Raw genomic sequence first — 13,092 nt, forward strand, 5'->3', positions numbered from 1 at the left:
AGCGATGGAAGATGGATTACGCTTTGCGATACGCGAAGGTGGAAGAACTGTCGGTGCGGGTGTTGTTGCGAAAATTATCGAATGATTGGTAGAAAAAAGGAACGATAATTGTTTTTGAATATTATTGATTCTAGAGAAATTTTAAGTAAAAAGGCCAGTAGCTCAATTGGCAGAGCGTCGGTCTCCAAAACCGAAGGTTGGGGGTTCGATGCCCTCCTGGCCTGCCAAAAAAATGGAACTGTGTTTGTCTAATCACACAACGACTGAAAATAAAAAGAATAGTTAAGTATTTATAAATCTTAGATGCAAGGTGTGGCCATTGGTGGAATGTCCTTAAATGCAAAGTTCAATCTTGACTGAGATTCTGGGAAGCGAATTACCACTGTAACATTATAATCATAAAGCATAAGGGATTGGTTGAACGTGAATAAACTGAAGCTTGGACTTGTATTTATATTCATAATGGCCGGTATTGCGGGTTTCATTTATTTAAGTGAAAGTGCAATGGTTATTCGTCTATTATCGATATTAACTGGATTCTTGCTGGCTGCAATTGTTGCGAAATTCACAACTCAAGGACAAGAATTTTACGGATTTTGTAAAGAATCTGCTGAAGAAACAAAAAAAGTAGTTTGGCCAAATCGGAAAGAAGCGCTCCAAACATCAGGGGTAGTATTTGCTTTCGTGATTGCAATGGCCTTATTTTTGTGGTTTATTGATGCTGCTCTGATGTCACTCGTTAAGCTTATGATGGGTCAGAATGTTTGATCAAATATCACAGAGGAAAGAATGAGTAAGAAATGGTATGTGGTTCACGCTTATTCGGGATATGAAAAAAGTGTGCAGCGTGCATTGAAGGATCGTATTGAAAGAGCCGGTATGCAAGACAGGTTTGGTCAAATTTTGGTGCCAGTCGAAGAAGTAATCGAAATGAAAAGTGGCCAAAAGAACATTAGTGAACGAAAGTTTTTTCCTGGCTATGTGTTGGTGGAAATGGAAATGTCTGATGAGACATGGCATCTAGTTAAAAATACCGATAAAGTTACTGGGTTTGTTGGTGGTTCAGTTATGAGACCTACACCGATAAGTCAGAAGGAAGTGGATAACATACTGCATCAGATTCAAGAGGGGGTAGAGAAGCCGAAACCGAAGATATTGTTTGAAATGGGTGAAGCCGTAAGGGTTAAAGATGGGCCATTTACCGATTTTCATGGCAATGTAGAAGATGTTAACTACGATAAAAGCAAACTCAGAGTTTCGGTCTCGATATTTGGACGACCAACGCCAGTCGAATTAGATTTTAATCAAGTCGAGAAGTCCTAAAAGATATTACTGAAATGTATCAGTAAGTATTTTTACGAATGAAGAATTAGATTTAGCTGGAACAAATATTATTAATGGTGAATCGGGGAGAGTGAATAACTACTCGTTTGTACCCAATAGGAGAGCATAGTGGCAAAGAAAATTACTGGATATATTAAACTGCAAGTGCCGGCTGGTAAGGCTAATCCGAGTCCTCCCATTGGTCCTGCACTAGGTCAGCGCCAGTTAAATATCATGGAATTTTGTAAAGCTTTCAATGCAGCGACGCAAAAGATGGAGCCAGGGTTGCCAGTGCCAGTGATAATTACAGCTTATGCTGATAAGAGTTTCACATTTGTAATGAAAACGACGCCAGCATCAGTGTTAATTAAGAAGGCTGCAGGGGTCAGTAAAGGAAGCCCGAGACCGCATTTAGACAAAGTAGGGAAATTAAGTCGTAGTCAGGCAGAAGAAATTGCAAAAATAAAGATGCCGGATTTAACTGCAGCGAATTTGGATGCTGCTGTGCGTACTATTGCCGGCAGTGCAAGAAGTATGGGTATAGAGGTAGAGGGTATATAAAATGGCGCGTTCATCAAATCGTTATCAAGTTATTGCAGGAAAAGTTGACCGTAATAAAATATATCAGATTGAAGAAGCGCTGGGGCTTGTAAAAGAAGCAGCGACAGCTAAGTTTGATGAATCTATTGATGTGGCGGTTAATTTAGGGATTGATGCAAAGAAATCAGATCAAGCTGTGCGTGGATCTGTTGTTTTGCCAGCAGGAACGGGGAAAACGGTTCGTGTTGCAGTGTTTGCGCAAGGTGATAAAGCTAAAGAAGCTCAAGAAGCAGGGGCAGATATTGTGGGCTTTGAGGATTTGGCCGCCGAAGTTAAAGCGGGTAATATCAATTTCGATATCGCAATAGCAAGCCCAGATGCTATGCGGATAGTTGGTCAGTTGGGTCAGATTCTGGGGCCGCGTAGTTTAATGCCTAATCCGAAAGTTGGTACGGTTACAACGGATATTGTGGGTGCTGTTAAGAATGCGAAGGCTGGGCAAGTGCAATTTAGGGCTGATAAAACTGGCATTATTCATTGCACGATCGGGCGAGCATCGTTTGGCGTGGAAGCCTTAAAACAAAATTTGATGGCATTAATTGAGGCTCTTAATAAATCTAAACCTGCTTCTTCAAAAGGTGTTTATCTGAAAAGAGTCTCTATCTCGAGTACTATGGGCATTGGAGTGCGAGTAGATCAAATAAGTATAACGCAATAATAAAGAACTTTGGGCCACTCAATGTTTGTGTACGTATGCATTGGATGGATTATCAAAGACCGCTGGGGTTGTCAAAAAATAACTGGCTATACTTCATGAGGATAGCTAGATTATTTAGCGATACTGAAATGTTTGACGATAGGAAAGCTGTCGCAGAAATCAGGGTGGTTTGAATTTCAGATTCCTTGAGCGCCCAGCGTAGATGGTGCACCCAAAACAGGAGTTTAATTTTTTCCTGGTTTAAGGTCGCCGGTTTGTAGTGTTTGGGGAGGTAATTTGCTGTACCAAGTACTATTTTTACTGATGGAGAATGAACCTTGAGTCTTAATCTTGAAGAGAAGAAAGCAATCGTAGCGGAAGTGAGTGCACAAGTAGCAAACGCCCAAGCTATTATCATTGCAGAGTATCGAGGGATAGAAGTTGGTCAAATGACGCAACTAAGAGCAAAAACTCGTGAATCAGGAATTTATTTTCGTGTCATAAAAAATTCACTAGTTCGGCGTGCCGTCGCTGATACACCTTATGCGGAATTGGCTAAGCATATGGTAGGTCCGCTTGTATACGGGATTAGCGCTGATCCAGTTGCGGCTGCGAAAGTGCTGCATGAATTTTCTAAGAACAATGAGAAGTTCGTGATTAAAGTTGGTGCAATGGGTGAGCATGTAATGTCACGTGATGAGATTACTGCGCTTGCTGCATTACCAAGTCGTGAAGAATTGTTGGCTAAATTATTAGGAACAATGCAAGCGCCGATTGCTAAATTTGTTCAAACACTTAATGAAGTACCGGCTAGATTTGTTCGTGGTTTGGCCATGGTACGCGATAACAAATAGTTCTTAAGACTTCTATTTAACTCGTAGCTAAATATAGAAAATAATCAGGAGAAAAAATAATGGCTGTAACAAAAGATCAAATATTAGAAGCAATTGCAAACATGACCGTGCTTGATTTGTCACAATTGATTAAAGAAATGGAAGAAAAGTTTGGTGTGTCAGCCGCTGCAACGGCAGCTGTAGCTGTTGCTGCACCGGGTGGTGGAGGTGGTGCGCCAGCTGAAGCTGAACAGACTGAGTTCACTGTGATTCTTACTTCAGCGGGTGAAAGTAAGGTAAATGTGATTAAAGTAGTAAGAGCAGTGACTGGTTTAGGATTGAAAGAAGCAAAAGATCTAGTTGATGGCGCGCCTAAACCTGTTAAAGAAGGTATATCTAAAGAGGATGCTGCCGCAATTCAGAAACAACTGATTGAAGCGGGTGCTTCTTGCGAAATTAAATAAGAATAGTTGTAAGATTCCCGGGCTGGTGAGCTATTAAGGCTACCAGCCTTTGGTATTTCGATCGCTTAATACGTCATCGTAGGTAATGAACAATTGATAATTATTGAGCTTCATCTTTTAAATCCTCTGCCTTCTTCGTTCGGAGAAAATTCATGAGCTACTCATTCACCGAGAAAAAACGTATCCGTAAAAGTTTTGCCAAACGTGCGAGCGTATTGCCAATCCCATTTCTTCTCGCGACCCAGCTCGAATCATATGCAGCTTTCTTGCAGGAAAATGTTGCGCCCAATAAGCGTCAAAATCAAGGGCTTCAGGCAGCTTTTAATTCAATCTTTCCGATCGAGAGCCATACTAAAAATGCACGTCTTGATTTCATAAGTTATGAGCTTGGTTCACCAGTATTTGATGTGAAGGAATGTCAGCAGCGTGGGCTTACCTATGCGTCTCCTCTGCGTGCCAGAGTAAGACTGACAATTATGGATAAAGAAATATCTAAGCCAACAGTAAAGGAAGTCAAAGAACAAGAAGTTTATATGGGTGAAATTCCTTTGATGACAGAAACAGGATCATTTGTTGTCAATGGCACAGAACGTGTGATTGTTTCACAGCTACACCGCTCCCCAGGCGTATTTTTTGAACATGATCGTGGTAAAACCCACTCGTCTGGAAAGTTATTATTTTCTGCGCGTATTATTCCCTATCGTGGTTCCTGGCTTGATTTTGAGTTTGATCCGAAAGATTGCTTATATTTTAGGATAGACCGTCGCCGTAAAATGCCTGTCACTACGCTATTAAAAGCGATTGGTTGTACTTCAGAGCAGATTTTAAAAGAGTTTTTTATATTTGATAGTTTTTATTTCACAGAAAAAAGTATTCAGTTCGAGCTTGTTCCTGAGCGTTTACGTGGTGAAGTGGCTAGTTTTGATATTCTGACTAAAGGTAAAAAAGTCATTGTTCAAAAAGATAAGCGTATTACAGCGAAGCATATACGTGAAATGCAAGAAGCTAAGATTGATCAACTGGATGTACCAGAAGATTTTTTATTGGGAAGAATACTTGCACAAAATATAATCGATAAAGAAACAGGTGAAGTTGTTGCACTGGCTAATGATGAAATTACAGAAGAGATGATTGCTAAGCTACAAAAAGCAAGTATAAAGAAAATCAATACACTGTATGTCAATGATCTTAACCATGGCGCTTATATTTCTCAAACATTAAAGATTGATGAAACAATCGATGAAATGACTGCTCAAGTAGCTATTTATCGAATGATGCGACCTGGGGAGCCACCAACTGAGGATGCTGTTAAAGTGTTGTTCTCAGGCTTGTTTTATTCGCCAGAACGCTATGATTTGTCGGTTGTAGGTAGGATGAAATTTAATCGCAGAGTCGGTAGAACTGAATTGATAGGATCTTCGACACTATCGAATGAAGATATTGTTGCTGTTATCAAAATATTGGTAGAGCTGCGTAATGGGCGTGGTGAAATCGATGATATTGATCATTTAGGTAATCGGCGGGTGCGTTCGGTGGGCGAATTGGCGGAAAATCAATTTAGATCCGGTTTGGTGCGTGTCGAGCGTGCGGTGAAAGAGCGATTGAGTCAAGCAGAATCAGAAAATCTAATGCCGCATGATTTAATTAACGCAAAGCCGGTTTCAGCGGCAGCACGTGAATTTTTTGGATCCAGTCAGTTATCTCAATTTATGGATCAGACTAATCCGCTATCTGAAATTACCCATAAACGTCGCATTTCAGCTTTGGGACCTGGGGGGTTAACACGAGAAAGAGCTGGATTTGAGGTACGAGACGTACATCCAACGCATTATGGGCGCGTGTGTCCAATTGAGACACCCGAAGGACCGAATATCGGTCTGATTAACTCACTGGCATTATATGCACGTACCAATGAGTATGGATTTATTGAAACGCCTTATAGCAAAGTGAAAGATTGTTGTGTGACAGAAGAAATCGATTATTTATCTGCAATTGAAGAAGGCAATTATATGATTGCTCAAGCAAATGCAGAACTTGATGATAATGATCGATTTATCAGCGAAATTGTTTCTTGCCGTCACAAAAATGAATTTGCCTTGTCTTCACCTGAACGCATTGAGTATGTCGATGTAGCTCCGGCACAAATTGTTTCGGTAGCTGCATCTTTGATTCCATTTCTAGAACATGATGACGCTAATCGTGCGTTGATGGGTTCAAATATGCAACGTCAAGCGGTTCCTTGCTTGCGCGCTGAGAAGCCACTTGTCGGCACAGGTATCGAACGGGTGGTAGCAGTACATTCGGGAACTACTGTTCGCGCTAAACGTGGTGGAATCGTCGATTATGTAGATGCGAGCCGAATTGTTGTTCGTGTGCATGATGCAGAAACCCGAATGGGTGAAGTAGGTGTCGATATCTATAATCTTATAAAATATACACGCTCTAATCAAAATACCAATATTAATCAGCGTCCTTTGGTTAAAATTGGAGACAGAATCGATAGAGATGACGTGATCGCAGATGGCGCTTCCACTGACATGGGGGAACTGGCACTGGGACAGAATATGTTGGTGGCATTTATGCCATGGAATGGTTATAACTTTGAAGATTCAATTCTGATATCAGAACGAATTGTTGCTGAGGATCGTTTTACATCAATACACATTGAAGAATTATCAGTTGTCAGCAGAGATACGAAACTTGGTACGGAAGAAATAACAGCTGATATTCCAAATTTATCTGAGCATCAATTGGGGCGCCTTGACGAATCTGGTATTGTTTATATCGGCGCGGAAGTTGAAGCAGGTGATGTATTGGTTGGTAAAGTTACACCCAAAGGTGAAACGCAACTAACACCGGAAGAGAAATTATTACGAGCAATTTTTGGTGAGAAAGCATCAGATGTAAAAGATACTTCGCTGCGAGTACCATCAGGAATCTCAGGGACAGTCATTGATGTACAGGTATTTACGCGAGAAGGTATAGAACGGGATAAGCGTGCGCAACAGATTATCGATGATGAGCTGGATCGATATAAGAAAGATCTGGCGGATCAAATGCGCATTGTAGAAGAAGATGCCTTTGAACGGCTTGAGCGTTTGCTGATTGGTAAGGTTGCTACTGGAGGACCGAATAAACTGATCAAAGGAAAAGAAATAACTGCTGAATATTTGAAGAGTTTTGATCCACACTATTGGTTTGATATTCGTCTGGCAGATGAAGATGCAAGCTTACAATTGGAACAAGTGCGTGAAAGTATGGCACAGAAACGTAAAGCATTTGACGCTGCGTTTGATGAGAAAAAGAAGAAACTTACACAGGGAGATGAGCTGGCACCCGGTGTACAGAAAATGGTTAAGATTTATATTGCGGTTAAAAGACGCTTACAGCCAGGTGACAAAATGGCGGGGCGTCATGGTAATAAAGGTGTTATCTCAAAGATTGTACCTTTGGAAGACATGCCCTATATGGCTGATGGAACACCTGTTGATGTGGTGTTGAATCCATTGGGGGTTCCTTCCCGAATGAATGTAGGACAGATACTTGAAGTACATTTGGGATGGGCAGCTAAAGGGCTTGGCAAGAAAATCGACGAAATGTTGAAAGCGCAGCAGAATGCGAATGAAATCAGAGAATTTTTTGCCAAGATATATAACGGAAGCGGTAAGAAGGAAGACATATCGTCGCTATCCGATCATGAAATTCTATCGTTAGCTGGAAATTTAACTGAGGGAGTTCCTTTCGCTACGCCTGTATTTGATGGAGCGACTGAAGAAGAAATTAAAGACATGTTGGAATTAGCAGGATTACCAAGATCCGGGCAAATTACGTTATATGATGGTCGAACTGGAGAAGCTTTTGATCGATCGGTTACAGTTGGCTATATGCATGTTCTGAAATTGCATCATTTGGTGGATGATAAGATGCATGCGCGTTCAACGGGTCCTTATAGCTTAGTGACACAGCAACCACTAGGCGGTAAAGCGCAATTTGGTGGGCAACGATTTGGAGAGATGGAGGTATGGGCATTGGAAGCATACGGTGCTGCATATACCTTGCAGGAAATGCTCACTGTTAAATCGGATGATGTCACAGGGCGTACCAAAGTGTATGAAAGTATTGTCAAGGGTGATCATAAGATTGACGCTGGAATGCCGGAATCGTTTAATGTATTAGTAAAAGAAATACGCTCACTGGGGATGGATATTGACTTAGAACAGCATTGAAATTCCTAATAGTTAGGATGATCAGATTGAATTGTATCCAATCATCCATAAACTCCATTATACCAATATTTTTATTGCCCCCTGAGTTACAGGAGTGACAAATGAAAGCACTGCTAGATTTATTTAAACAAGTTACCCATAAAGAAGAGTTTGATGCAATTAAAATCGGTCTCGCTTCTCCAGAGAAAATTCGCTCATGGTCTTATGGTGAAGTAAAAAAACCCGAAACGATTAATTATCGTACATTTAAACCGGAACGAGATGGATTATTTTGTGCCAAGATTTTTGGTCCAGTAAAGGATTATGAGTGTTTGTGTGGAAAATATAAACGTCTGAAACATCGCGGTGTCATCTGCGAGAAATGTGGTGTTGAGGTAACCTTATCTAAAGTTCGTCGGGAACGAATGGGACATATTGAGCTCGCTACCCCGGTTTCGCACATCTGGTTCTTGAAATCGCTACCTTCTCGTTTGGGTATGGTGTTGGATATGACGCTACGCGATATCGAACGTGTACTTTATTTCGAGGCTTATGTAGTTACCGATCCTGGCCTAACGCCATTAACACGCTGCCAATTGTTAACGGAAGATGACTATTTAATCAAAACAGAAGAGTATGGCGATGATTTTAGCGCCAGCATGGGAGCAGAAGGTATCCGTGATCTATTAAGTAATTTGGATATTAATACTGAGATAGAGAATCTGCGACGTGAAATGGAAAGCACAGGTTCGGAAACAAAGATCAAGAAAATCTCTAAACGTCTTAAATTACTTGAAGCATTTAATAAATCCGGGATTAAGCCACAGTGGATGATACTGACTGTATTACCAGTATTGCCGCCGGATCTTCGACCATTGGTCCCCCTAGATGGAGGGCGTTTTGCAACTTCTGATTTGAATGATTTATATCGGCGCGTTATTAATCGCAATAATCGGTTGAAGCGATTACTCGAATTGAAAGCTCCGGAGATTATTGTTCGTAATGAAAAACGTATGCTGCAGGAAGCTGTTGATTCATTGCTAGACAATGGTCGTCGTGGTAAAGCAATGACGGGTGCTAATAAGCGTGCACTCAAATCCTTGGCTGACATGATCAAAGGTAAAGGTGGGCGCTTCCGTCAGAACTTGTTGGGTAAGCGTGTCGACTATTCGGGACGTTCTGTCATTGTTGTCGGTCCTCAGCTAAAGTTGCATCAGTGCGGTTTGCCGAAAAAAATGGCGCTTGAGCTATTTAAGCCGTTTATTTTCAATAAACTGGAATTGATGGGCATTGCAAGTACCATAAAGGCGGCAAAACGCGAAGTGGAAAATGAAAGCGCAGTGGTTTGGGATATACTGGAAGATGTAATTCGTGAACATCCGGTGATGTTAAATCGGGCACCGACTTTGCATCGTCTGGGTATTCAAGCTTTTGAGCCGGTATTAATTGAAGGTAAAGCAATTCAGTTGCACCCATTAGTGTGTGCGGCATTCAATGCCGACTTTGACGGTGATCAAATGGCGGTACATGTGCCACTTTCATTAGAAGCACAAATGGAATGTCGAACGCTGATGATGTCAACCAACAATGTGCTATCTCCAGCCAATGGAGAGCCAATTATTGTGCCATCCCAGGATATTGTGCTTGGGCTTTACTATACGACGCGCGAGAAAGTGGGCGCGCGCGGCGAAGGTATGTTATTTCAAAATGTTGGTGAAGTATCTCGTGCTTATGAAAGCCGAAACGTAGAGCTAAACGCAAGAATTACTGTAAGAATCAAGGAGTATGATACCAATGCGGATGACGAGCGATGTGAAAAAATTACTCGTTACGAAACAACGGTAGGCCGTGCTTTGTTATTTGAGATTTTTCCACCGGGATTACCTTTCTCGTTATTAAATAAAACACTTAAGAAAAAAGAAATTTCAAAACTGATCAATGCTAGTTTCAGGCGTTGTGGGTTACGAGAAGCTGTTATTTTTGCAGATAAACTGATGTATGCAGGTTTCAGCTATGCGACACGAGCAGGAATTTCAATTTGCGCGGATGATATGCTGATTCCGACTCAGAAAGGAAATATTATCGCTGCTGCGGAAAGTGAAGTAAAGGAAATCGAAGGGCAGTATACCTCAGGTTTGGTAACGCAAGGTGAACGCTATAACAAGGTTGTGGATATCTGGGGGCGTGCGGGTGACCAAGTTGCGAAAGCGATGATGAATCAGCTTGGCGTAGAATCTGTGTATGAGCAAGCTACTGGTAAAGTTCAACTGGATGAAGACGGTAAACCATTGACACAAGAATCATTTAATTCAATTTATATGATGGCTGACTCGGGGGCGCGAGGTTCGGCAGCACAAATACGCCAGCTGTCAGGTATGCGTGGGTTAATGGCAAAACCTGATGGTTCAATTATTGAGACACCGATTACTGCGAACTTCCGTGAAGGTTTGAACGTTTTGCAGTATTTTATTTCAACACACGGTGCCCGTAAAGGGTTGGCTGATACGGCTTTAAAAACGGCTAATTCCGGATATTTAACTCGCCGTTTAGTGGATGTCACTCAAGATCTTGTCGTGACGGAAGAAGACTGCAATACAAGTAACGGTGTTGTTATGAAAGCGCTGGTAGAAGGTGGTGAAATTATTGAAGCATTGCGTGAACGAATTCTTGGTAGAGTAGTTGTAAATGATGTAATTAATCCAGAGAATCAGGAAGTAATTTTTGCTTCAGGTATATTATTGGATGAAGATGCGGTTGATTTGATCGAATCCATGGGCATTGATGAAGTAAAGGTTCGTACACCGCTGACTTGTGAAACGCGCTATGGGTTATGCGCTAAATGCTATGGTCGTGATTTAGGACGCGGCACCCCAGTTAATGTAGGTGAAGCGGTGGGCGTTATTGCAGCACAATCTATTGGTGAGCCAGGTACGCAGTTAACTATGCGTACGTTCCATATTGGCGGCGCGGCATCCAGAACTGCAGTGGTGAGTCAGGTTGAAAGCAAATCAAGTGGAATGGTGCATTACTCCTCTACGATGCGTTATGTGACGAATGCACAAAATGAATTGATAGCAATCTCGCGAAGCGGTGAAATTATTATCCAGGATGAGAATGGTCGTGAACGCGAGAGGCATAAGGCATCCTATGGTGCTACATTATTGGTACGTAATGGAGAAAACGTTAAAGCTGGCCAAGTATTAACAACATGGGATCCACATACTCGACCAATTATTACTGAATATGCTGGTAAGGTGCGTTTTGAGAATGTTGAAGAAGGAGTAACAGTAGCCAAGCAAATTGATGAAGTAACCGGGTTGTCTACATTAGTCGTAATCGATCCAAAACGTCGTGGTGTAAGCCAATCAAAAGGTTTGCGTCCTTTAGTCAAATTCTTGGATGATGATGGGAATGAAATTAAAGTGGTTGGTGGTAATCAGCCAGTCAGCATTACATTCCAAATTGGTTGTATTATTACCGTGCGTGACGGACAATTAGTTAGTGTTGGTGAAGTTTTGGCAAGAATTCCACAGGAAACATCGAAAACGCGCGATATTACGGGTGGCTTGCCACGTGTAGCCGAGCTTTTTGAAGCGAGATCGCCAAAAGATGCGGGTATGCTAGCAGAAGTAACTGGTATTGTATCATTCGGAAAGGATACCAAAGGTAAACAACGCCTTGTCATAACTGATTTAGAAGGTATTGTGCATGAATATTTGATACCTAAGGATAAACATGTGATGGCGCATGATGGTCAAGTTGTTAATAAAGGTGAGATTATTGTTGATGGACCTGCTGATCCACGTGATATATTGCGTTTGCAAGGCGTTGAGGCGTTGGCGCGTTACATTACCGATGAAGTACAGGATGTATATCGTCTACAAGGTGTTAGGATAAATGATAAGCATATTGAAGTCATAGTTCGTCAAATGCTGAGGCGAGTTCAAATAATGAGTGCTGGAGATTCAGTATTTATACCTGGTGAGCAGGTTGAGCGTGCTGATTTATTAATTGAGAATGAGCGTTTGATTGCTGAGAAAAAAATGACTGCCACTTATGAATTTATGCTGCTTGGTATTACGAAGGCATCATTATCGACAGATTCATTTATATCTGCTGCATCATTCCAAGAAACAACCCGCGTCTTAACAGAAGCTGCAATCATGGGTAAAAAGGATGATCTGCGTGGACTTAAAGAAAATGTTATTGTCGGTAGGCTTGTTCCTGCGGGTACAGGATTATCTTTTCATAGTAAACGTAAGAATCAAGGACGGATGTATGGACTTGGATTAGAGTCAAATATCTCAATTAATAGTACAGTTTAGAAAGTAAAGAACAAATAGATGGTTTAAGTGTTATCTTATCTTGTGTTTTTTAACCGCATTGCGAAAATTACGGGGGCTTGCCCCCGAGCTGGATAGTCTACAATGGCCTATCGCCATTGTAGACTATCCAGCTATGGAATTGCAGAGAAATAGTCATCATGTATTCAGATTGATGTATCACTTGTGTGGGTTCCGAAACATCGTCATAAAGTATTTATGGAACCCTATAGAAGCGAGTTAAAAGGCATTATTGGCAAGATAGGGTATGACTACAATATAGAGATTGTGGAATTAGAGATTCCAGTGGATCACATTCATATGGTACTGAGAACGGATCCGAGGATTTCGCCAGCGTAAGTCATGCAGGTAATAAAAAGCATATCAGCTCGAGAATTTTTTCGTATACGCCCAGAGTTAAAGAGAAAATATTTTTGGGGAGGTAAGTGTGTGGACACAAAGCTATTTTGGTGAAACTATAGGGAATGCTAACGAGGAAGCTATTCGTCAGTATGTACAAAATCAACTCAAAGTAATGGATGAAATGGAAGAGAGGTTTGGGCAACTACCGCTCTTCTAAAACTCGGTCGTTTGCAGCCGAGTTTTATAAATTCTTGACAGTGAGGGATTGACTAAGTAGTCTAGGTGAGAGCAAGGGGATAGGATAAGGACTTGCGGGCAAGAATAAGAAGAAGAGGGAAGTAGGAA

Annotated in this window: 10 protein-coding genes, 1 tRNA gene and 1 pseudogene; all 12 read left to right on the plus strand. The window is 41.4% G+C overall.

Going from position 1 to position 13,092, the window contains the following annotated elements:
- A pseudogene (locus C8R34_RS15060) lies at positions 1-85 on the plus strand (elongation factor Tu); the annotation flags it as partial.
- A gap of 66 nt (positions 86-151) precedes the next feature.
- Positions 152-227: transfer RNA gene (locus tag C8R34_RS15065), tRNA-Trp, on the plus strand.
- Positions 228-423: 196 nt separating this feature from the next.
- Entirely contained in the window at positions 424-768 is a 345-nt protein-coding gene (gene secE / locus C8R34_RS15070) for a preprotein translocase subunit SecE (RefSeq protein WP_110341988.1), read from the plus strand.
- A 21-nt stretch (positions 769-789) separates the two neighbouring features.
- Positions 790-1,323 (plus strand): transcription termination/antitermination protein NusG, encoded by a 534-nt coding sequence (nusG, locus tag C8R34_RS15075; protein ID WP_110341990.1) that lies wholly within the window; start codon positions 790-792, stop codon positions 1,321-1,323.
- A 129-nt stretch (positions 1,324-1,452) separates the two neighbouring features.
- Positions 1,453-1,884, plus strand: a complete 432-nt coding sequence (gene rplK / locus C8R34_RS15080; RefSeq protein WP_110341992.1) for a 50S ribosomal protein L11 — start codon at positions 1,453-1,455, stop codon at positions 1,882-1,884.
- Between the two features lies 1 nt (position 1,885).
- The gene (gene rplA, locus C8R34_RS15085) at positions 1,886-2,581 is read left to right on the plus strand and encodes a 50S ribosomal protein L1 (protein ID WP_110341994.1); all 696 of its coding nucleotides are present in this window, start codon (positions 1,886-1,888) and stop codon (positions 2,579-2,581) included.
- A gap of 317 nt (positions 2,582-2,898) precedes the next feature.
- Positions 2,899-3,414, plus strand: a complete 516-nt coding sequence (gene rplJ / locus C8R34_RS15090; RefSeq protein ID WP_110341996.1) for a 50S ribosomal protein L10 — start codon at positions 2,899-2,901, stop codon at positions 3,412-3,414.
- A 59-nt stretch (positions 3,415-3,473) separates the two neighbouring features.
- Positions 3,474-3,857, plus strand: coding sequence for a 50S ribosomal protein L7/L12 (rplL, locus tag C8R34_RS15095; protein ID WP_110341998.1), 384 nt, complete (start codon positions 3,474-3,476; stop codon positions 3,855-3,857).
- Between the two features lie 152 nt (positions 3,858-4,009).
- Complete coding sequence (gene rpoB / locus C8R34_RS15100; protein WP_110342000.1) at positions 4,010-8,083, plus strand: DNA-directed RNA polymerase subunit beta; 4,074 nt, start codon at positions 4,010-4,012, stop codon at positions 8,081-8,083.
- 101 nt (positions 8,084-8,184) lie between these two features.
- Positions 8,185-12,387 (plus strand): DNA-directed RNA polymerase subunit beta', encoded by a 4,203-nt coding sequence (gene rpoC, locus C8R34_RS15105; RefSeq protein WP_110342002.1) that lies wholly within the window; start codon positions 8,185-8,187, stop codon positions 12,385-12,387.
- Positions 12,388-12,603: 216 nt separating this feature from the next.
- Entirely contained in the window at positions 12,604-12,744 is a 141-nt protein-coding gene (locus C8R34_RS17445; RefSeq protein ID WP_375342132.1) for a transposase, read from the plus strand.
- Positions 12,745-12,832: 88 nt separating this feature from the next.
- Positions 12,833-12,964 (plus strand): transposase, encoded by a 132-nt coding sequence (locus tag C8R34_RS17450; protein ID WP_207896491.1) that lies wholly within the window; start codon positions 12,833-12,835, stop codon positions 12,962-12,964.
- The last annotated feature ends 128 nt before the right edge of the window (positions 12,965-13,092 follow it).

Source organism: Nitrosomonas sp. Nm84 (assembly GCF_003201565.1).
In the GTDB taxonomy this organism is placed as follows: Bacteria; Pseudomonadota; Gammaproteobacteria; order Burkholderiales; family Nitrosomonadaceae; genus Nitrosomonas.